We start from the raw sequence: 22,817 nt of genomic DNA, 5'->3' as shown, positions 1-22,817 counted from the left end.
TACAGGTTAATAGGAATTGTTATGACTGAACAACAACCGTGGTGGTTAGACAGTACTATCTACCAGATTTACCCAAAAAGTTTTCAGGATAGTACAGGAAGTGGTACGGGGGATATTAATGGGATTACCCAACGTCTGGATTATTTACAGCGCCTCGGTGTAGGTGCTATCTGGATCACACCAATTTATCCATCTCCACAGGTAGACAATGGCTATGATGTCGCCGATTACTGCGCGATTAATCCTGATTATGGAACAATGGAAGACTTTGATAATTTGGTGGAAAATGCCCATCGTCGAGGCATTCGCATCATTTTAGATATGGTCTTTAACCACACCTCAACCGAGCATCCGTGGTTTAAGGCGGCACAGGATATTAATAGCCCTTATCGCCAGTTTTATATCTGGCGGGAAAGTGCCAAGGATTCCCTTCCCAATAACTGGAAATCCAAATTCGGGGGTAACGCGTGGCAATGGCATCCAGAGAGCCAACAGTATTACCTCCATCTGTTTGCTGTAGAACAAGCTGATTTGAACTGGGAACATGAACCCGTTCGAACTGAGTTGAAGAAAGTTTGTGAGTTTTGGGCCGACCGTGGCGTTGATGGACTAAGATTGGATGTGGTTAACCTCGTCTCAAAACAACAGGACTACCCTAATGATGAGCATGGTGATGGTCGCTGTTTTTATACCGATGGTCCACGCATACACGAATTTTTGCAGGAGATGAGTCGTGATGTTTTCCAACCTAAAGGATTGATGACTGTCGGAGAGATGTCCTCTACACGCCTTGAACACTGTGTCCACTATAGCGCATTGGATGGCAAAGAACTTTCCATGACGTTTAACTTTCATCATCTGAAAGTTGATTACCCTAATGGTGAGAAATGGACTCTCGCTAAACCTGATTATATTGAGCTGAAAAGGATTTTTTCGACATGGCAACAGGGTATGCATCAAAAAGCCTGGAACGCACTTTTCTGGTGTAACCATGACCAACCTCGTATTGTTTCCCGATTTGGCGATGAAAACCAACACCATAAGATATCTGCCAAAATGTTAGCCATGGTGCTACACGGGATGCAGGGAACACCCTATATTTATCAGGGTGAAGAGCTGGGTATGATCAATCCTCATTTTAAGCGTATCGAAGACTATCGGGATATTGAAAGCCTGAATATGTATCAAGAGCGTATTGAAAAAGGCGTACAGCCAGAAGAGATTTTGGCAATTCTGGCACAGAAATCCCGTGACAATAGCCGAACTCCTATGCAATGGGATGATTCCCGCAACGCGGGTTTCACTTCTGGTACTCCGTGGATCGCTACTTGCGATAATTATCGTGAAATCAATGCAGAAGCCGTATTACAGGACAATGATTCTGTATTTTACTGCTACCAAGATTTGATTAAGTTAAGAAAAACACAACCCATCTTAACTCATGGTGATTATCTGGATCTTTTACCCGACCACCCTTCACTGTGGTGTTATCTGCGTCGTTGGCAAGATCAAACTCTGCTGGTTATAGCCAATCTAAGTGACGAAACACAACTTTGGTCTCCAGAGTCTGAGCTCACACACCAAGATTGGCGGGTACTCATCAGTAATTACCCATTATCAGCAAAAAAAATAGAGAAGGAAATTAAGCTTAATCCTTATGAAGCAATATACTTAATTTCAACATAACAATATTATTTACGTGTTTTATTTTGTCATAATATATTGTTTATAAAATAATTTAAATATTATGCCTCGCCAGGAAATAAAAATGAAACCACTTAAAAAATATATCGCATACAGTTTATCTTTAAGTATGATACTTTTTGCAAGTAGTGCTTTCACTAAAAACAGCACAGTGAAAAATGATCATAAAATAGAAAATAATAAAGCCATCCATAAACCCTCTGTTTTTTCCGCATATTATAATACGCACTTCAAAAATAATAGCAAAACTGCCAAAGTAATCATTAAACGTACAGGATTCCAATGTATGTATAATGCCGGACCATCAGATGACATAATCTTATTCCCTCAACAAGAAAGAAACCTTAGCTTAGAAGATAGTAATAATTTCTTGGGTAATTGCCATTCAATGGATAAATGGGTTACATGGTCTATTGAGTATTATAAGGCAAGCGCCTGGGGAAAACGCTGCAATGTAGAATTGCACACAGCATACATTGACATGATGACAGGCTGGCGTACCTATTTTACTCCTGTTACTGTGGATACAGAATGCAATATTCCTATTAAATTTATTTGTGACGGCAATGAATCAAATTGTAAGAATGGATATGTAAGCCGTGATGGAACGGAGATCACTATGGAAATAACTAAATGATTTTTATTTCCATTAATAATAGTGACTAGTGACTGATTATGTATAAGAAGAAATTACACGAAATACCTATAGCCACCTTTCAAATTACAGCTTTGTTGACTGACATTCTCTTGTTGTCACGCTGTATTTTGAACGCAAGCAACTAATTTTTTAAATAGAGGGAATAAAAATGAAACTACTTAAAAAATATATCGCATACAGTTTATCTTTAAGTATGATACTTTTTGCAAGTAGTGCTTTCACTAAAAACAGCACAGTGCAAAATGATCATAAAATAGAAAATAACAAAGCCATCCATAAACCCTCTGTTTTTTCTACAGATTATAACGCGCACTTCAAAAATAATAGCAAAACTGCCAAAGTAGTCATTTCACGTAAAGGATTCCACTGTATGTATAATGCCGGCCCAGCAGATGACATAATCTTAACCCCTCAACAAGAAAGAAGCTTTAGCTTAGTAGATAATAATAATTTCTTTAGTATTTGCTATCTTTCGGATAAATTTATTAGATGGTATATTGTGTATCATAAGCCAAACGATTGGGAAATACATTGCAAAGTAGAATTGCGTACAACGCTTAATAATATAATAAAAGGCTGGAGAACCTATTTTACTCCTGAGAATAATATAGAATGCGGGTTTCCTATTAAATTTATTTGTGACGGTAGTGAATCAAATTGTAAGAATGGATATTCAAGTTATGATGGAACACAGATAATTATGGAAATAAATGATTAATAAAGTTAATACTGATTGTCTATATAAAAAGACACTAGTTTAATGGCAGGGGAATTATTTTTCTAATCTCAAACGAGGAGTATTCCATTATGTTTTACTTAAGATATTTATTTGGCGATTATTGGGGATTAATCGCAGAATTTATTTTCCGTTCTTACTAAGGGGAAATAATGCGATATATACTGTTACTATTGTATATCCTGTCACCACTTAGTTTTGCTGCCAGTTTTGACTGTACGAAAGCCAGAGCGTCAGATGAGAAAGCGATTTGCGCCAACCCAAAATTAAATGATCTGGATGTAGAAATGAGTGTGAAATACCACTTTCTGCGAGGGTTATTTGCTATGGGGGTATCAGGAGAGATGAACAATGATCAGAAGGCTTGGCTGAAACAACGTCAGCAATGTAAGGAAGATATATCATGCCTGACAGAGCGTTATCGTCAACGTATTAATCAATTAGATATGATTTATAACTCAATAGAAAAACCGATTTAATTAATTGTTCAAGAGATTAAGATAAGCATTTACCGTTTTCAATTCCTGCTATTTTTTGACATAACCAACATGAAATAGACTTATTTAACTGCTTATATTGATTATGAAACCAGCAATAACATTTGCTGGTTTTTTCTTTCCTATTATTTGACATTGAACCTATCATCAATGTTAGCGCGTCATTTCACAGATCACTGATATAAAAAGAGAGTAATTATTCACATAAAATGGCGGTATTTGCAGTGAACTCACGCTATCTTATTCCCGTCTTTTAACACCAACCCTTTGGGATAGTGGTATACCCAAATATACTAATAAGGCGCTAATTATGACTAATCCATTACTAGAATCTTCTGGACTACCCAAATTTGCTTCTATTAAAGCAGAACATGTTGTACCAGCTGTAAAGGAAAGGTTAGCCAACTATCGTCAGGTAATTGAGAAAGTACTGACCGAAAATTCCCCATTTACCTGGGATAATTTGTGCCAACCAATCTCCGAAGCGAAAAATCAATTTGGACGTGTCTGGTCTCCAGTCAAACACCTCAATGCCGTCAAGAATAGCCCGGAATTCCGGGTAGCTTATGAGCAGTGCCTCCGCATGGTTGCCGAGTTCGATACTTGGATGGGACAACACAAAGGATTATATCAGGCGTATAAATCACTGAAAGAAAATCCGGCATTCAGGGAGCTACCCCAATCGCAGCGCAAAGCCATTGAAGATACGCTGCTTGATTTTACATTGTCCGGTGTTGCCTTGCCGGAAGAGAAACAAAAACGCTACGGTGAGATCACAGCCCGTTTATCTGAACTGAGTTCCCAGTTTGGCAATAATGTATTGGATGCCACCATGGGGTGGACTAAGCTCATCACTGACGAATGCGATCTGTCGGGTTTACCTGAAAGCGCCCAAAATGCGGCCAAAGCCGCCGCCAAAGCGAAAGGGTTGGATGGCTGGTTACTGACACTGGATCCCCCCATTTATAATTCTGTCATAAGCTATGCTGATGACCGTGACCTGCGTGAAGAAATATATACTGCCTATATAACTCGTGCTTCTGAGCTAGGGCCAAATGCCTGCAAATGGGACAATACCTCGATTATGGAGGAAATTCTCGCTCTGCGTCATGAACGCGCTCTGCTATTAGGCTTTAAAAACTATGCCGAAAACTCTCTCGCTACCAAAATGGCGAAGACACCACAAGAAGTTCTGGATTTCTTAAACGATCTGGTCAACCGCGCCCATCGTCAGGGTGAAAGGGAAATGGAAGAGCTTTGTGATTTTGCCTTCTCTCACTATTGGATTGATGATCTGGAAGGCTGGGATGTGAAGTACTATAGCGAAAAACAGAAACAGCATGATTTCTCTTTTGATGAAGAACAGCTACGTGCTTATTTCCCTGAACAACGCGTACTCAATGGGCTGTTTGAAGTTGTCCGCCGCATTTATGGTATTACCGCGAAAGAGCGCCATGATGTAGAAACCTGGCATCCTGATGTCCGCTTCTTTGACCTGTATGATGAAAAGCAGACATTGCGCGGTAGCTGCTATCTGGATCTCTATGCCCGCGAAAATAAAAGAGGCGGAGCATGGAAAAGCAGCTATGTTGACAGAATGCGCCTTGCTTCCGGTGAGTTGCAAAAACCTGTCGTTTTTATTAACTGCAACTTCAATGGGCCTGTAGGTGATAAACCCGCTCTGTTCACACACTCTGAAGTGAAAACGCTGTTCCATGAATTCGGACACGGTTTGCACTCCATGTTAACCCTGGTTGAAACCCTGGATGTTGCCGGCACTAACGGTGTACCGTGGGATGCTGTGGAATGTCCAAGTCAGTTTATGGAGAACTGGTGTTGGGAGCCAGAGGCATTGGCATTTATCTCTGGTCATTATGAAACCAAAGAGCCTCTGCCGAAAGAAATGCTGGATAATATGCTGGCAGCGAAGAATTTTCAGTCTGCTATGTACGTACTGCGTCAGTTGAAGTTTGGTCTGTTTGATTTCCGCCTGCACGTTGAATATGACCCGGCAAAAGGCGCACAAATTCTGCCAATACTTCAATCAGTGGAAGAGCATGTTTCTGTGGTTCCAACACAGGATGATGATCGCTTCCCGCATTCGTTCAGCCATATTTTTAGCGGTGGCTATGCAGCAGGCTACTACAGCTACATGTGGGCAGATGTGCTGGCGGCGGACGCTTACTCCCGCTTCTCTGAGGAGGGAATTTTCAACCGCACAACCGGTCAATCGTTCCTTGATGATTATCTGACTCTTGGTGGTTCGATGGATCCAATGACGCTGTTTATTCGCTTCCGTGGCCGTAAACCATCACTGGATGCACTGCTAAAAAGACTTGGCATCACTGAATAATCATTTGTGTTAATTTGTTAAACTGTATGAATAAGGCGCTGTTATCAGTGCCTTATTTCATTATCACGGCCCACCGACATAAAAGAACCTAATTATTCGCATATATCCACACATCACAATACAATATCAGCATTGAACTCACGCTATCTTATCCCCATCTATCGTCAATAATCCATAATGGGGTATAAAGCAGATCACAGCTTATACCCACATACAAAAAAGGCTCTCATTATGACTAATCCGTTACTGACATCTTCAGTATTGCCTAAGTTCGCTGAGATTGAACCTAAACATGTCGTTCCTGCTGTAAAAGAAACGCTGGCGAACTACCGTCAGGTAGTTGAGAAAATTTTAACCGAGAACTCCATTTTTACCTGGGATAACCTGTGCCAACCTCTCTCTGAAGAAAAAGATAAACTTTCCCGTGTGTGGTCACCTATCGGGCATCTAAACGCTGTCAAAAATAGCCCGGAACTTCGCGAAGCCTATGAGCAATGCCTGCCACTGTTATCTGAATTCGACACCTGGCTTGGACAACATAAGGGGTTATATCAGGCTTATAAGTCGCTCAAGGAAAGTGAAACTTTTAACTCACTGTCCCAACCACAGCGCAAATCCATTGAAGATACGCTGCGTGATTTTGAATTAACAGGCATTGGCTTGCCAGAAGAGAAACAAAAACGCTACGGTGAAATCACCGCCCGTCTATCAGAGCTTGGCTCCCAATTCGGCAATAATGTGCTGGATGCCACAATGGGATGGACTAAGCTCATCACTGATGAAAGCGAGCTGTCCGGTTTACCTGAAAGTGCCAAAGCGGCTGCCAAAGCCGCCGCAGAAGCCAAAGATCAGAAAGGCTGGTTATTGACGCTGGATATTCCAAGCTATCTTCCTGTCATGACTTATGCTGATAATCGTGAACTGCGTCAGGAAATGTATTACGCCTACACTACCCGCGCATCCGACCAAGGGCCTAATGCCGGGAAGTGGGACAATAATGCCGTTATGACGGAGATGCTGGCATTACGTCATGAACTCGCCCAATTGCTAGGTTTCAAAAACTATGCTGATAAATCGCTTGCCACCAAAATGGCTAAAACCCCTCAGCAGGTACTCGATTTCCTGAACGATCTGGCTCATCGCGCTCAAAGTCAAGGCAAGAGGGAATTGGAAAAGCTGACCAATTTTGCTCGTTCACATTACGGTGTCGATAAACTGGAAGCATGGGATCTGGCGTATTACAGCGAAAAACAGAAACAACACGAATTTTCCATTGATGATGAGCAACTGCGCCCTTATTTCCCGGAACAACAGGTGATTGAAGGGTTGTTTGAAGTTGTCCATCGCATTTACGGCATCACTGCCAAAGAGCGACACGATGTAGAAACCTGGCACCCTGATGTTCGCTTCTTCGAACTGTATGATGAAAAGCAGACATTACGCGGCAGTTTCTATCTGGATCTCTACACTCGTGAGCATAAACGTGGCGGCGCATGGATGGACGACTGTGCTGGCAGAATACGCCACGCTACCGGTGAAATACAGAAACCTGTTGCTTACCTGACCTGTAATTTCAATAAACCGATTGGTGATAAACCCGCTCTGTTTACTCACAATGAAGTGATAACACTGTTCCATGAGTTTGGTCATGGCCTGCACCATATGCTGACCGAAATTGAAACACTGGATGTTTCCGGTATCAATGGTGTTCCGTGGGATGCGGTTGAGCAACCAAGCCAGTTTATGGAAAACTGGTGTTGGGAGCCGGAAGCACTGGCGTTTATCTCCGGTCACTATGAGACTAAAGAGCCTCTGCCACAAGAGATGCTGGATAATATGCTGGCAGCGAAAAACTATCAGGCTGCAATGTTTCTCCTGCGTCAGTTAGAGTTTGGTCTGTTTGATTTCCGTCTGTACTCTGAATATGACCCGGCAAAAGGGGCACAAATCCTGCCAACCTTACAATCCGTGAAGAAACAGGTCTCTGTCGTTCCGTCACCAGAGTGGAACCGTTTTCCTAACTCTTTCAGCCATATTTTCAATGGTGGTTATGCAGCAGGTTATTACAGCTATCTCTGGGCTGATGTACTTGCAGCAGATGCTTATTCCCGCTTCTCTGAAGAAGGGATTTTCAATCGCACAACCGGTCAGTCGTTCCTTGACAATATCCTGTCCCGTGGCGGTTCAGAAGATCCAATGACGCTGTTTGTTCGCTTCCGTGGTCGCGAACCCAAACTGGATGCAATGCTGAAAAGCGTCGGTATCACTGGATAATTTGTGTGGAAATTCGCGTGAAGATTTGTTTAATCTGCGAACAAGGCGCTAATAACAGCGCCTTATCTCAGTTAGCTGAACGTTGGGGTCTGATACACGATGAAGATTCCACTATGGCTTTGGTATTGACTCCAGAACGGCTGGAACTGCGCAAGCACGACGAACCCAAGCTAGGCGGGATTTATGTAGATTTCGTTGCTGGTACGATGGCGCATCGTCGCCGCTTCGGTGGCGGGCGTGGTGAAGCTGTTGCCAAAGCCGTTGGTATCAAGAAAGACTATTTACCCACAGTGGTTGATGCAACGGCAGGGCTAGGGCGTGATGCTTTTGTGCTGGCGGCAATCGGCTGCCATGTCAGAATGCTGGAACGCCATCCTGTCGTCGCGGCTTTATTAGAGGACGGGCTACAACGTGGATATCAGGATGAAGAAATTGGTGGCTGGCTGAAAGAGCGCATGACACTGATCCACACCTCAAGCATTACCGCATTGACGGATATCTCTCCACAGCCTGATGTGGTTTATCTTGATCCAATGTATCCACACCGACAAAAAAGCGCACTGGTTAAAAAAGAGATGCGCGTATTCCAATCTCTGGTAGGTGCAGATGAAGATGCCGATGCATTATTAGCACCAGCCCGTGCACTGGCAAAACGCCGAGTTGTGGTGAAACGACCAGATTATGCAGAGCCATTAGCAGGGGTTAAAGCATCCGCAGCGATTACCACCAAAAATCACCGTTTTGATATTTATCCTTGTTGATCATATAACCTAATTAGTTGTTCTGACTAAGAAAAAAGACGCAGCCACAGCAGAAAAGCTAATGGCTGCCTTTCCGTTGAAACGTGTGATAATAACGGCAAAAACATCAAACTCAGCCATATTCTAACAATTAAGATTGGGTAAAATTGATTTTAATTACAATGTATTAAGTCAATTTACTGTATTACCACCAATCGCTTCTCATTAGATTATAAACCACCTGCTTGTAACTCAACTGTATGTAAATTGCTGTCAGTTTGTTTATAGTTTGTATAGGTAATTATCTCTATACTCCAAAGGCCATCGCGAGTTTCAGCGTGGCATCTAATTCAAAAAAACAAGGAGATATCATGAGCAAATTACAACGTGAAATCGCAGAAAACAAAGCCCAGGTAACCAATTCAGACAAAAATAAAACACAGAGCAAAGAGCTCGTTGACAATCTGCTAGATACAGTTTCAGGTGGTTGGGTGAATGCCTTTGCAAACTGGAGCAAGGCATTGTAATGAGCATAAGTGCAATGGGAGGGAGCAGTTTCTCCCTCCTTTTTTCTTCATGGAGGGTGTGACAATGGCAATAGTAAAAAATGAGAAGATTAAGCATATTGAAATAATTCTAAAAATCAGTGAACGATGCAATATCAATTGTACTTACTGCTATGTATTCAACATGGGGAACACGCTGGCTGCCGATAGTACTCCAATCATATCTCTTGATAATGTAGCTGCGCTGAGAGGATTCTTTGAACGCTCTGTAATAGAAAACGAGATTGAAGTGATCCAGGTAGATTTTCACGGTGGTGAGCCACTGATGATGAAAAAAGAACGTTTCAACCAAATGTGCGAGATTCTCCGCGAGGGAAACTATGGCAGTTCTCGGCTAGTTTTGGCGTTACAGACTAATGGCATTCTGATTGATGATGAATGGATTGCGCTTTTTGAGAAACACCAAGTGCACGCAAGCATATCTATAGATGGCCCAAAACACATCAATGACCGACACCGGCTGGACCAAAAAGGAAAAAGTACTTACGAGGGAACAGTTAAGGGCTTACGCATGCTCCAGAATGCCTGGGCACAAGGGCGCATCCCGGTAGAACCAGGAATTCTTTCTGTGGCTAATGCTAAAGCGAATGGAGAGGAAATTTATCACCACTTCTCAAAGGAACTTAAATGTCAGCGTTTTGATTTCCTCATACCCGATGATCAGCATACTGATGGTATTGACGCGGAGGGCATTGGCCGATTCCTTAATGAGGCGCTTGATGCCTGGTTTGCTGACGGCCAGCCAAATATTTTTGTCAGGATCTTTAACACATACCTCGGTACGATGCTCAATAATCAGTTTAGCCGTGTTCTTGGCATCAGCGCTAATGTTGAATCTGCTTATGCTTTCACGGTAACTTCCGACGGCCTGCTTCGCATCGATGATACCTTACGCTCAACTTCGGATAAGATATTCAACTCCATTGGTCATGTCAGCGAGTTAACTCTCGCAAGCGTACTCGAATCATCTAATGTCAGAGAATATCTTTCGCTGAGCGACGAGCTACCTGACGCTTGTTGCGGCTGTATATGGAGTAAAGTCTGCCATGGTGGCCGACTGGTAAATCGTTTTTCTCAGACAAATCGTTTCCATAATAAAACCGTGTTCTGTCCATCCATGCGGCTTTTTCTCAGTCGCGCTGCATCACACTTGATTGCGGCCGGTATCAGTGAAGAGACAATAATAGAAAATATCCAAAAATAAGAATAGTGAACTCCAACAATGATCAAATTTAATTATTGGTTAGCAATACTTTCATTTTTTATTATCGCTACTTTTTCAGAGAATTCTCCTGCTAATATAGAAAAACCTGTAATACTAAAACTGAACTTTGATAAATATTCTGTTCCTTATACAACATTTATGATTGACGGTCAGCCAGTATATGCAATGGTTGATACAGGCTCTTCTATGGATTTTTACCTTTATGAAGATCAGATAAATAAAATAAAAGGACTCAAAAAAGAAAACACTTATCACAGTACCGATTTAACCGGAAAAGTTCAGGAAAATATAAAGTATCTGGTTAATTCTCTGGATGTAAATAATATGAAATTTAAAAATGTGATTGTAACTCCATTTAAGCAATGGGGACTATTGGTTTATCACAAAGGAAAATTGCCAGATACTCCTGTTGTGGGTCTCGGTGCTTTTAAAGACAAACAAATAACACTGGACTATATCTCTAATTCATTAATTATAGCGGATAGTCTTACTGGTAATCGAAAAACGCCAAAAGGTTTTACAGAACTTCCTTTCCAAATGTCCGCTGATGGAATGGTCTTTGATGCCGAGCAGTCAGGTCATAAATATCACATGATCCTGGATACAGGCGCTACCGTATCTATGATATGGCGTGAGAGGCTTAAGTCCTATAGACCGATAAGCTGTTTAACGGCTCATCCAGAAATGGATAACAAAGGATGTGAAGCCACAACGCTTACAATTAAATCAATAACCGGGAAACCAGAACATTTTGGCGCTGTCATTGTTGACGGGCATTTTCAACATATGGGAAAAGTTGACGGCCTTATAGGAAACAGCTTCCTTAGAAACAAAAAAATAATTATCGATTTTAAAAATAAGAAGGTTTTTCTTTCCGATGAGCACCGAAAAGAATGAAAATTCAATCTATCGTATCGAAGCTCTGCAACATAAGCGAGAAGGATGGCTTGGTACATCTTATCTGAACATTCCATCAAGTCTCTCCATTTGTCTTCTGACAGGTATGCTGACTTTCGTTTTCATTATATCAATAATTACATTTGGTTCTTACAGCGAAAGAGTCAATGTCACAGGCATTGTAGTTTATGATCCCCCCGCTGTGTCATTAATTGCGCAAAACGATGGTGTAGTTATTCAATCAGCAGCCTTAGAAAAAAAATTAATTAAGCAAGGTGAAGTCATTTTTTCTGTGAGTGATGAAATTGAAACGCATCTTGGTGCTACCAACTTTGAAATAGAGGTACGTTTGAGAAACCAACAGAATGTACTTTTGAAAAAACTTAATATGACTACCAGAGAAGCTGATGAAAATAAAATTTATCTCATTGAAAAAATAAAAAATAAAGAACAAGAAATAGAAAACCTAAATATTCTTATAAAAACATCGGAGGAGCAGAAGAAATGGTTAGAAAAAAAATCTAGCTTATATGCACAATTGAGGAAAAAAGGTCTTGCACTTGACACTGAATTTATAGACAGGAAGAAAGATTATTATTCCGCTACTGTGAATCTCTCATCTGCAAGGGTAAAGATAATTACCCTGCAAGGAGAGTTACTGGATTTGAAAAAGAAAATATCTGCTATCGACAGAGAATTAGACTCCGCGAAGAAATCAATCGCAACTGAAATTGCCGGCATAGAGCAACAGATCCTGATGATAGAAAGAAAAAGAGAATATTTAATTACTGCACCACTTGATGGAATGATAACCAGCGTAACCGTCCATAAAGGTGAGAGGGTAAAGGCAGGACAACAAATCGCTGTACTCATTCCCCGGAATGCAATGCCAAAAATTGAGCTGCTTTCTCCGTCTGATTCTCTCGGTGATATTGCTAACGGGCAGCGGGTAAAGATGCGAGTGGCTGCATATCCATATCAATGGCATGGAAAAATTGCAGGTATCATAGAAACAATATCAGAAGCACCAGTAAATATTTCCCCATCCGCTCAGGCAAACGATGAAAATAAAGGTAAAGAGCTTTTTCGGATAATAGTACGACCAGTTATGACAGCGAGGCAAAAAAGCATATTTCTTCTGCCGGGCATGAAAGTAGAAACAGAGATATATGTAAGGGCTAGAAAAATTTACGAGTGGCTCTTTATGCCAGTTAAGAGGGTATATGAACGAGCAAACGACAGTATGCAATAAAAAAATGCAGCACAAAATTAATGGTTTTTTTGAGTCTTTCGGCAAAAAACTTCCTGTAATCATGCAAACAGAAACCACAGAATGTGGATTAGCATGCCTAGCCATGATTGCGACTTGGCACAACCGGGAGACTGATGTCTACAGTATGAGGAAGATTTTCGACGTATCGAGCAATGGTATGTCATTAAGGCAACTCATCACGGTAGCAGGAAAAATAAATATGAATGCCAGAGCTATGCGCCTTGAGCTTGAAGAACTCAGAAGTGTCAAGCTTCCATGCATCCTGCACTGGTCCTTTAACCATTTTGTGGTATTAAAAAAAATCACAATAAAAAATGCTGTTATCCATGATCCTGCTTTAGGGAAAAGAGTGATCTCTCTGAAAGAATTATCAAATAAATTCACGGGGATAGTTCTGGAAGTGTGGCCACAGTCTGATTTTAAAAAGGAGAAAACGGGTGAGAGCATCACAATCACAGATATGTTCCGGGGGGTGTCCGGGCTTAGAAGCACGCTGTTAAAAATCATTCTGCTGTCGCTCTTTATTGAAGGATTAGCTCTTTCAATCCCCCTAAGTTCTCAATTTATTATTGATGTAGTGTTACGCTCCAGCGACCTTGAGATGTTAAACCTGATTGTTATTGGCGTTATTTTTCTGCTTATCCTTCGCTCTGCCCTCAGTATCATCCGGGCCTGGACGCTAATGGCAATGCGTTACTCACTGGGAATACAGTGGAGCATAGGTTTTTTTAACCGATTACTCAGCCTGCCATTATCATTCTTTGAAAAACGTCATGTGGGAGATATAGTCTCCCGGCTGACATCACTCAATGAGATCAAGGAGGCTTTCACTGCTGAAATGCTGACGTCTTTACTTGATGTACTCATCCTGCTAACGCTGGCTACTCTGATGTTCTGTTACAGCCCACTCTTGGCCATTATTTCACTGCTCATTGCTGCTATTTATCTTGGGGTAAAACTTGCATTCTATGACACATATAAGAGTGCAAGAGTTGAAGCAATTACCAATGAGGCGCGGCAGTCATCTCATTTCCTTGAGACAGTGCGAAACGTATCATGTGTCAAGGTATTTGCTCTGTCAGAAAATCGTCGTATTGCATGGATTAATAAGGTGATTGATACCACTAATGCCCGGACTCATTTATTTAAGATAGACCTCATAAACCAAACCTTATCCGGGTTTCTTACAGGACTCTCATCGGCGACAATTTTGTTCTTTGGTGGTCATCTCATGGAGCAAAGTGCAATAACAACAGGCATTCTATTTGCCTTTATGCTCTATTCTGATATGTTCCTTACCCGTTTTATCAAGGTGGTAAATTCACTCTTTAACTTTCGTCTTATATCAATACACTCGGATCGTCTCACAGACATAGCAACATCAAAAACAGAAAGCGCCTGGTATCCGAAAAACCGGTTATCTCTTAATAACGTAACAGGTCGGATAACACTTAACAATCTCACCTATCGTTACGGAGAAGCTGATCCCTTCATTTTTAAAGGCATCGACATGGAGATTAATGCCGGCGAGAACGTAGCGATCATAGGCCCGTCAGGTTGTGGTAAATCAACTCTTCTCAGAATAATGGCTGGTTTAGCTATTCCTCAGTCAGGGGATGTATTAGTTGATGGTACTAGCTTACGGCAGATTGGTATTGACGAATATCGTCGACACACCGCATTTGTGATGCAGGATGACAAACTTTTTGCTGCTTCCTTGATGGATAATATTTCCTCCTTTGACCTTCAGCCCGATCTTGAATGGATGTATCAATGTGCTAAAGCAGCAGCAATACACGACGAGATTATGGCGATGCCGATGCAATACGAAACAATGATAGGTGATATGGGAAGTATTCTTTCAGGAGGACAAAAGCAACGCGTATCTCTTGCAAGAGCGCTTTATAAACGCCCGCGGATCCTCTTACTTGATGAGGCTACCAGCGACCTGGACGTTTTTAACGAACGAAAGATAAACGAAGCCTTAAAGCAAATGTCCATTACCCGCATTTTTGTAGCTCATCGGCCAGAAACGATTGCCGTCGCGGATAGGATATATAACCTAAAAAACAAAGCCTTTGCGAAATTTGACATCTCCAGTACTGTCTTGTTCTGATTGTATTTTTGATTCTAAGCCCCATGGCAACATGGGGTTTATTCATCAAAAAATCACTTATTGTTCGTTGATAAGCATACTGAATTACAATACACCCTGCGCCAACATTGCATCAGCGACTTTGACAAAGCCAGCTATATTCGCCCCCTGTACGTAGTTGGTTTGCTTGCTTTCTCCACCATACTCTACGCAGGACTGGTGAATATCGAGCATAATGTGCTGTAAGCGAATATCCACTTTCTCTGCTTTCCAGCTCAGACGTGCCGCGTTCTGCGCCATTTCCAGACCAGAAGTCGCTACGCCTCCTGCATTGGCCGCTTTACCCGGTGCAAACAAAACGCCCGCCGCAAGGAAAACATCCGTCGCTGCAATAGTTGCTGGCATATTTGCCCCTTCTGCAACCGCTTTTACACCATTCTTAATCAGTAATTTCGCATCTTCCAGATCCAGTTCATTCTGGGTAGCGCAAGGCAGAGCTATATCGACAGGCACCGACCACGGATTTTGACCTTTAAGGAAAGTCAAACCACGCTCTTTGGCATAATCTTCGACACGACCATAACGCTTATTTTTAATCTCTTCGAGATGAGCCAGCTTCTCTGGAGTGAAACCTTCTTCATCCAACACAGTACCGCCAGAATCAGATACCGTCACCACTTTAGCGCCCTGCTCCATACATTTTTCGATAGTGTATTGGGCAACATTTCCCGCGCCAGAAACGGACACCCGCATCCTATCCAGCGCCATACCATGACGTTTAAGCATGGCATGAGTGAAATAAACCAGGCCATAACCCGTTGCTTCAGGGCGGATTAAACTGCCACCAAAAGAAAGTTCCTTACCAGTGAAAACGCAAGCTGTATTGTTGGATAATTTCTTCATCATTCCCGCCATAAAGGCAACTTCCCGGCCACCAACACCAATATCACCGGCAGGTACATCGGTATCAGGCCCTAGATGGCGGTACAATTCTGTCATCAATGCCTGACAAAACCGCATGATTTCACCCTGACTTTTTCCTTTTGGGTCGAAATCAGAGCCTCCTTTTCCACCTCCCATTGGCAACGTTGTCAGAGCGTTTTTCAACGTTTGCTCAAAACCCAAAAATTTAAGGATTGAGAGATTCACGGAAGGATGAAAACGCATCCCCCCTTTAAATGGCCCAATGGCAGAATTAAACTGTACTCGCCATGCGCGATTCACCTGAACTCTTCCCTGATCATCAACCCAGCTAACGCGGAATTGAATGACTCTTTCCGGTTCAACCAAACGCTCCAGCAAACCTTGCTCACGATATTGCGGATTTCTTTCAAGAAAAGGCCAAAGTGATGTCATCACTTCCCTCACCGCTTGTAAATATTCTGGTTGATGTGGATTGTGACACTGGATTGATTCGAGAAATGAGACTAAAGATGATGAAACATTCATTTATAGCTTCCTTTATTATATCATTCTGATGTGATGCTCCCCCTGCCATTTCCTTTTTATTTTTTGTCGAAAATGTGAGGTAACTACGGTTTGCTTTCTGAATATACCACTGTTTCATGATTGAATTTCAATAACTATTTTTATAAGTTTTGTTAAAAATAATTTAGACAATTTCCAAAAAAGTGTCATTAAAAGAGTCATCATCTTTTCTTAAGCAAAAAAAATCGCCTGCATAAGCAGACGATTTCACAAAATCCAATTTTAACCGAAGATTAATCTTCATCACGTAATGGAACAATCAGCATATCAATATGAACTGTGTTAATAAGCTGACGCGCGGAAGACATTAACTTGCTCCAAAAATCCTGATGATGACCGCACACAACTAAATCCACATCATATTTCTTGATAGCATCAACAAGGACTTGCCCTAAGTCACCGCTGCCACTCAGCGTTTCCTGAATTTCATAGCTTGAATTGGCAGATAACTCTTTCAGCGAATTACGGGTTTCATCAGCAATACGCTCTTGCATATCACCAAGATTCACGTCAATGAGACCGGTATAAAGATCAGAGTAGTTGACATCAACATGGATCAAGGAGACTTTGGCATTGTATGGTTTTGCCAATGAAACCGCTTTATCCACCAAAATCCTGCTTTCTGGAGATAGATCAACTGCAACAAGGATATGTTTGTAAGCCATATAAGTGAACTCCTTCCATAAAATGGATTGGCGGCATTAAACGCCATGATTCTATGCTTATACTATAACTGCTTGAGGTCTCTTTCGAGTGTTGTTGTGATCACAACTTGTTACTTTATTTTTTTAACCATTTGAAAATACAGACATCTGCTTATAACACTACCGTAATATTAAATACTTTATCAGCATTACACTCCCTGTTATGAACCCATTTTTCACTGTCGTTTGACTTTTCTAATACTCTATTTCCTCCTAAAATTTAATACAGTGATTATTCATATTGCTATCTTTTGAGATGAATTCTTAATCTGGTATTTCATTGCCGCTCTAAGGAGGGGGAAATATGTTCAATATGGTTGCATTCTTTTGGGCAATTTGCATTATCTGTATTATCAATATATTACGCTACGTCTCTTCGCTCCGCGTATTATTATCTATTTTGCGCCAGGCAGATCCGATGCTATACCAATCTATTGATGGTAATGGTTTTTTTACTGCTAATGGTCAGTTTGGTAAACATATTCGGCTGGTACACTACATCAATTCACAAAGCTACCTCAACCATCACAATACCGATGTTATCTTTTTCTGCGAAAGGCTGCGGAAACAATTTATATTGACGAGTATGTTATGTGGGATTGTTTTACTGTGTCTGATAGTCATAGTGATAGCTTGATAGCAATGCAAAAGAAAGCAAATGTGAAAAGTGTAATAAAAAGGGTTGAGCCGCTGAATGTGACTCAACCCTTTTCCTAAAAAGGATTAGATCAGTTGCAGAGCAATCCAGTACAGACAGCCTGACAGTGCAATTGAGATAGGCAATGTCAGTACCCACGCCAGCATAATATTTTTGATAGTCTTACTTTGAACACCACCACCATCAACCAGCATTGTACCTGCTACCGCAGAAGAGAGAACTTGCGTTGTCGATACAGGCATCCCCGTATAACTGGCAACCCCAATCGACACTGCTGCGGTAACCTGAGCTGAAACTCCCTGGGCATATGTCATGCCTTTTTTACCGATTTTCTCACCAATAGTGACAGCAACCCGTTTCCAACCAACCATTGTCCCCAGAGACAGAGCAAGAGCCACAGCGATAATGATCCACATTGGCGCATATTCAACGGTATTCAGCAGATCTCTACGCAATTTATGCAGGAAACGTGCATCTTCCATACTGGTTTCAGGCAGTTTGGCTACGGCTCCCGCAGTATCAGCAATACACATCAGCATACGACGCATATTGTTACGTTGGTCTGGATTCAATTGATTGAAGTTCTGGAGGCTTCCTAATATCGTTTCCGCGTTATTCAGCACCACCAACGCACGTGAGCTATCACAGTGGAAAGTCATGTCCAGTTGGTCTTCAACCGCAGATACAGTCGGTGTCAACTCAATCGCATGAGAAAGGGCAGGAGCATGTTGTTCATAATACTGGTGTAAATGAACAACTGCATCATGGGTGCGGGCAATGTCATAACTGGTTGAGTTCATATTGACAACAAAGCCAGCAGGCGCAACACCAATCAAGACCAGCATGATCAGACCGATACCCTTCTGCCCATCATTTGCGCCATGAGAAAAACTCACACCAACAGCAGAAAGGATCAGTGCAGTCCGTGTCCAGAATGGTGGTTTACGTTTACCATCCTGTTTTTCACGTTCAGCCGGAGTCATGTGAATACGACGACGCTTTTTAGTCCCACTCCAGTAACGGCGCAGTAAAAAAACCATCGCTCCTGCAATCACTAAACCAACCAGAGGAGACAGAATCAACGACATGAAAATCTGTATCATCTTCGGAATATTAAGTGCCTCAACGACAGAAGAGCTGGTCACTATCGCATTGGTCAGGCCAATACCGATAATGGAACCAATCAACGTATGAGAGCTGGACGCAGGAATGCCGAAATACCATGTGCCCAGATTCCAGATAATTGCTGCCAGCAACATGGAGAAAACCATCGCCAAACCATGGCTTGAGCTGACATTCAACAAAAGATCTGTAGGTAATAGATGCACAATCGCGTAAGCGACACTTAATCCACCCAGGAGGACACCAAAAAAGTTAAAAACCCCTGCCATGACAACGGCAAATTGCGAACGCATAGCGCGGGTATAAATAACAGTTGCTACTGCATTTGCGGTATCATGAAACCCATTGATGGCTTCATAGAAAAGCACAAACAACAGAGCAAGTACTAACATAAGGCCGGTATAAAAATCCAGGCCAGTAAACAGATATAGCATAAACGTTAAGCCAGTTAGTAGGACATGAACGCGGCGCATTATCAGTGACAAACGCTGGCGGGAAAAGAGAAATATGACCTTTTTTTGATTTAATGACAAGAAACCGACAGCGAATTAATCATTTTTACAATAAATATCAATATATTATATATTTTCTATGTTTTGATATTTTTTTGATGAAAAATGACTTGTCACGATAAAAGTTCAAACAAATACTGATTTTTCTCTGCATTTTGCAGATAGTCCCTCCACAATGAAGTTTATTTCCTGCCAAGTGATCCGGCAAGAAAGTCATTCAGCAATATAATTCAGTAAAATAGAGACAACAAACGAATGGAAAAATTTGATGTAGTGATTATTGGTGCTGGCGCGGCAGGCTTGTTTTGTGCTGCACAAGCAGGACAGGCAGGATTGAACGTTCTGGTACTGGATAACGGTAAAAAAGCCGGCCGCAAAATTTTGATGTCTGGAGGCGGGCGCTGTAACTTCACCAATATGTATACTGAACCTGCTGCCTATCTTTCTGCCAATCCACATTTTTGTAAGTCAGCACTTGCTCGCTATACACAATGGGATTTTATTGACTTGGTTCAACGTTATGGGATTGCCTATCACGAAAAAACGTTGGGACAACTTTTTTGTGACGACTCTGCCCAACAAATTGTCGATCTGCTTTTGCAAGAGTGTGAAGCAGGTCAGGTGACAATCCGGCTACGCAGCGAAGTGACACAAATCGAGAAACATGTACAGGGATTTGAGGTTATCGCATCGGGGAAAAAAGTAAGCACGCACTTACTTGTTGTAGCATCTGGTGGGCTATCCATGCCCGGATTGGGGGCGTCCCCTTTAGGTTATCGCATCGCGGAACAGTTTGGTCTTAATATCCTGCCTACTCGTGCGGCATTAGTGCCTTTTACCTTGCATAAGCCATTGCTGGAACAACTGCAATCCCTCTCCGGTGTTGCGGTTCCTTCGATTGTCACCGCAAAAGATGGCACCGTATTCAGAGAAAATATCCTGTTTACGCATCGTGGACTTTCCGGCCCCGCGATTTTACAGATCTCCAGTTATTGGCAGCCCGGTGAGTACGTGAGTATTAACTTACTTCCTGATACAGACTTAGATACCTTTCTCGATAAAGAGCGTGAATCCCATCCTAATCAAAGTTTGAAAAATACTCTTGCCAAACTGCTACCCAAGCGTCTGGTGGAATGTTTACAGTCTCTTGATCAACTACCGGAACGCTCTCTGAAACAACTTAACCAGACACAGAAAAAAGCGCTGATCACTACCCTGCAATGTTGGCAAGTACAACCAAATGGCACGGAAGGATATCGTACAGCAGAAGTTACTCTTGGCGGTGTAGACACCAATGAGTTGTCATCGAAAACAATGGAATCCCATAAGGTCAAAGGATTGTATTTTATCGGTGAAGTTGTCGATGTTACCGGCTGGCTTGGCGGATATAACTTCCAATGGGCATGGAGTTCTGCATGGGCTTGTGCGCAGGCTTTAATCATGTGTGCAGAGACAATAAAGTTTAACTCCGGTAAAAGCTTATAAAACATAAAAGAGAGCATAAAATCTATGGTCGCCCTCGTTTTTGCAACACTCATTTTGATGAATTTTGGGCTTGCTTAAATCTATCCGGCGTCATTATAGGCAAGGAGCCTGCGCCTCGATGAGTTCCGCGCCTGATGAACCTTAAAAGTGTGCCGGCTTCAAGGAGCCAATTTTTATGCTAGGTTTCTCATCAGGCCGGTAGGCCGTTCATGTCATCAATTATCAGTCTTCGCAAAACCAGTGGGGTCTCGTTTCAAATTTGTTCACAACAGGCTTGATTTAGGCTTCAAATACCGTGTGTTGTGTCGTCATAGCCCACGCTATCCGGGCGAGTTTATTCGCTAACGCACAGGCCACAATATTAGAATGCTTTCGTTCAAGTTGCCGTTTAACCCAGTCAGCCAGTTTGCCCTTTCTATGCTCAATATGCATTATGAACGTTCGGGCACATAGCACCAACAGTTGCCGGAGTGTCTTATTACCCCGTTTACTGATCCCTAATAAGGTTGTCTTTCCCCCGGTACTGTATTGGCGGGGAACCAATCCCGTCGAGGCTGCAAAATCCCGGCTGTGTGCGTATTGCTTCCCATCGCCCAGTTGTGAGGAAAGCACACTCGCCGTGATGGGGCCAATGCCGGGGATCGTCATCAGCCGTTGTCCGGTATCATCCTGAGCAATCTCCTGTGACAGGGCAGTTTCAATCTCGGTGATTTGTTCAACCAAATAGTGATAATGCGCCTGTAACCGCAGTAATACCTGTACCAGATAAGGGGGAAGTTCATGTTCAACCAACACAGTGGAGAGTCGTTTTATCACAGCAATCCCTTTGGGCATACTGATGCCAAACTCAAGCAGGAAAGCCTGCATCTGGTTGGTCGTTTTGACTTTATCCCGGACCAGTGATTCCCGGACACGATGCAACGCTCGCATGGCTTGTTGGGCTTCCGTTCTGGGCTGAACAAACCGCATTGAAGGACGTGAAGCGGCTTCACAGATAGCTTCAGCATCAATAAAATCATTCTTGTTACTTTTAACGAAGGGACGCACAAACTGCGGTGAAATCAGCTTGGCCTCATGCCCCAAATCAGCGATCCGCCTTGCCATGAAATGTGCGCCAGCACAGGCTTCCATCACCACCGTTGCCGGAAAGCAGTCAGCTAAGAATTCCATCAATTTAGTTCGGGTGAATTTTTTACGCAGTAAGGCTTTCCCCGATTGATCCTGACAATGGACATGAAAGGAATGTTTGCCGAGATCGATGCCAATCAGTGCGATAGTGTTCATGATGGTAGCCTCTTAAAAAATAAATCACACGCTGTCAATATATCGCTAACAGGGTGAGGGCGGCCATCTCATTAGTGTGGGCCACTCATGCAGCAACTGCTTCTGTCAAATAGTACTCCGTTTCGTCACCTAATTTTATGCCCGGATACCAGTGCTCAAAATTACAACTATATCCGTCCCCATAGCTTTAATGGGGGAATTTCCCCCGCTCAATACGAAAGACAGTGGGAAGAGGCTAGATGTAACGACCTAAAAACGAAAAGCACTGAACCTGCAATAAACGACCACCGGTTTCTATTCCAACAATCGCTGTAATAGCTATGAGTACCTTTAATATATATTCGGATTTTTTATAACATCATGAAGAAGTTGATATGTTAACCAATGTTTTTTTGCCTGGTAAATCTCATCTTAAAAATTGATTATTACCATAGAACGCTGCCTATGGTGATGTATCCGCGTTCAAAAATACATCACTCTGTGTGATTCGAGGTTGTTTCAGTAATGGGGTATTCATTGTCAAATATCTTTTCGTGCTAATTTAAC

General features: G+C 42.2%; 18 protein-coding genes. 14 read left to right on the top strand and 4 right to left on the bottom strand.

Annotated features, from left to right (window positions below):
- Window positions 1-21 precede the first annotated feature (21 nt).
- The 12 genes from treC (at window position 22) to AAC852_RS04735 (ending at window position 15,039) form a co-directional block, all read left to right on the top strand.
- Entirely contained in the window at window positions 22-1,686 is a 1,665-nt protein-coding gene (treC, locus tag AAC852_RS04790; RefSeq protein ID WP_340620039.1) for an alpha,alpha-phosphotrehalase, read from the top strand.
- An 82-nt stretch (window positions 1,687-1,768) separates the two neighbouring features.
- Complete coding sequence (locus tag AAC852_RS04785) at window positions 1,769-2,341, top strand: hypothetical protein (protein ID WP_340620038.1); 573 nt, start codon at window positions 1,769-1,771, stop codon at window positions 2,339-2,341.
- 169 nt (window positions 2,342-2,510) lie between these two features.
- Entirely contained in the window at window positions 2,511-3,080 is a 570-nt protein-coding gene (locus AAC852_RS04780) for a hypothetical protein (protein ID WP_340620037.1), read from the top strand.
- Window positions 3,081-3,250: 170 nt separating this feature from the next.
- Complete coding sequence (locus tag AAC852_RS04775; RefSeq protein ID WP_340620036.1) at window positions 3,251-3,577, top strand: lysozyme inhibitor LprI family protein; 327 nt, start codon at window positions 3,251-3,253, stop codon at window positions 3,575-3,577.
- A 328-nt stretch (window positions 3,578-3,905) separates the two neighbouring features.
- Entirely contained in the window at window positions 3,906-5,948 is a 2,043-nt protein-coding gene (gene prlC, locus AAC852_RS04770) for an oligopeptidase A (protein WP_340620035.1), read from the top strand.
- A gap of 231 nt (window positions 5,949-6,179) precedes the next feature.
- Entirely contained in the window at window positions 6,180-8,222 is a 2,043-nt protein-coding gene (gene prlC / locus AAC852_RS04765; RefSeq protein WP_340620034.1) for an oligopeptidase A, read from the top strand.
- Window positions 8,223-8,239: 17 nt separating this feature from the next.
- Window positions 8,240-8,983 carry a 16S rRNA (guanine(1516)-N(2))-methyltransferase RsmJ gene (gene rsmJ / locus AAC852_RS04760; RefSeq protein WP_340620033.1) on the top strand — a complete coding sequence of 248 codons (744 nt, stop codon included), beginning with the start codon at window positions 8,240-8,242 and terminating at the stop codon, window positions 8,981-8,983.
- Window positions 8,984-9,333: 350 nt separating this feature from the next.
- Window positions 9,334-9,489, top strand: a complete 156-nt coding sequence (gene xyeA, locus AAC852_RS04755) for a XyeA family cyclophane-containing RiPP triceptide (RefSeq protein WP_072032494.1) — start codon at window positions 9,334-9,336, stop codon at window positions 9,487-9,489.
- Between the two features lie 64 nt (window positions 9,490-9,553).
- On the top strand, window positions 9,554-10,732 hold the full coding sequence (gene xyeB / locus AAC852_RS04750) for a cyclophane-forming radical SAM/SPASM peptide maturase XyeB (RefSeq protein ID WP_340620032.1): 1,179 nt from the start codon (window positions 9,554-9,556) through the stop codon (window positions 10,730-10,732).
- A gap of 18 nt (window positions 10,733-10,750) precedes the next feature.
- Window positions 10,751-11,650, top strand: coding sequence for a hypothetical protein (locus AAC852_RS04745; protein WP_340620031.1), 900 nt, complete (start codon window positions 10,751-10,753; stop codon window positions 11,648-11,650).
- The gene (locus AAC852_RS04740) at window positions 11,631-12,902 is read left to right on the top strand and encodes an HlyD family secretion protein (protein ID WP_187650501.1); all 1,272 of its coding nucleotides are present in this window, start codon (window positions 11,631-11,633) and stop codon (window positions 12,900-12,902) included. Before AAC852_RS04745 ends, AAC852_RS04740 begins: the two co-directional genes overlap by 20 nt.
- Window positions 12,874-15,039 carry a peptidase domain-containing ABC transporter gene (locus AAC852_RS04735; protein WP_340620030.1) on the top strand — a complete coding sequence of 722 codons (2,166 nt, stop codon included), beginning with the start codon at window positions 12,874-12,876 and terminating at the stop codon, window positions 15,037-15,039. Before AAC852_RS04740 ends, AAC852_RS04735 begins: the two co-directional genes overlap by 29 nt.
- Before the next feature lie 84 nt (window positions 15,040-15,123).
- Here AAC852_RS04735 and gdhA read toward each other — a convergent pair whose 3' ends face one another.
- Window positions 15,124-16,467, bottom strand: a complete 1,344-nt coding sequence (gene gdhA / locus AAC852_RS04730) for an NADP-specific glutamate dehydrogenase (protein WP_340620029.1) — start codon at window positions 16,465-16,467, stop codon at window positions 15,124-15,126.
- Between the two features lie 272 nt (window positions 16,468-16,739).
- Entirely contained in the window at window positions 16,740-17,171 is a 432-nt protein-coding gene (gene uspA / locus AAC852_RS04725) for a universal stress protein UspA (protein WP_340620028.1), read from the bottom strand.
- Window positions 17,172-17,514: 343 nt separating this feature from the next.
- Here uspA and uspB point away from each other — a divergent pair, with 343 nt between their 5' ends.
- Window positions 17,515-17,847, top strand: coding sequence for a universal stress protein UspB (uspB, locus tag AAC852_RS04720; protein ID WP_340620027.1), 333 nt, complete (start codon window positions 17,515-17,517; stop codon window positions 17,845-17,847).
- 86 nt (window positions 17,848-17,933) lie between these two features.
- Here the strand turns inward: uspB and pitA are convergent, their stop codons facing one another.
- Window positions 17,934-19,424: an inorganic phosphate transporter PitA gene (gene pitA, locus AAC852_RS04715; RefSeq protein WP_340620026.1), complete on the bottom strand. Its 1,491-nt coding sequence runs from the start codon at window positions 19,422-19,424 to the stop codon at window positions 17,934-17,936.
- A 333-nt stretch (window positions 19,425-19,757) separates the two neighbouring features.
- Between pitA and AAC852_RS04710 the strand changes: the two genes are divergently transcribed.
- Window positions 19,758-20,987 carry a BaiN/RdsA family NAD(P)/FAD-dependent oxidoreductase gene (locus AAC852_RS04710; protein ID WP_340620025.1) on the top strand — a complete coding sequence of 410 codons (1,230 nt, stop codon included), beginning with the start codon at window positions 19,758-19,760 and terminating at the stop codon, window positions 20,985-20,987.
- A 279-nt stretch (window positions 20,988-21,266) separates the two neighbouring features.
- On the opposite strand, the gene AAC852_RS04705 is transcribed toward AAC852_RS04710, so the two are convergent.
- Window positions 21,267-22,271 carry an IS110 family RNA-guided transposase gene (locus AAC852_RS04705; protein ID WP_262946804.1) on the bottom strand — a complete coding sequence of 335 codons (1,005 nt, stop codon included), beginning with the start codon at window positions 22,269-22,271 and terminating at the stop codon, window positions 21,267-21,269.
- Window positions 22,272-22,817: the final 546 nt, after the last annotated feature.

Source organism: Xenorhabdus siamensis (assembly GCF_037996745.1).
Lineage (GTDB): Bacteria > Pseudomonadota > Gammaproteobacteria > Enterobacterales > Enterobacteriaceae > Xenorhabdus > Xenorhabdus indica.
Note: the sequence above shows the minus strand (reverse complement) of the source record. Positions and strands in the feature narration are given on the sequence as shown.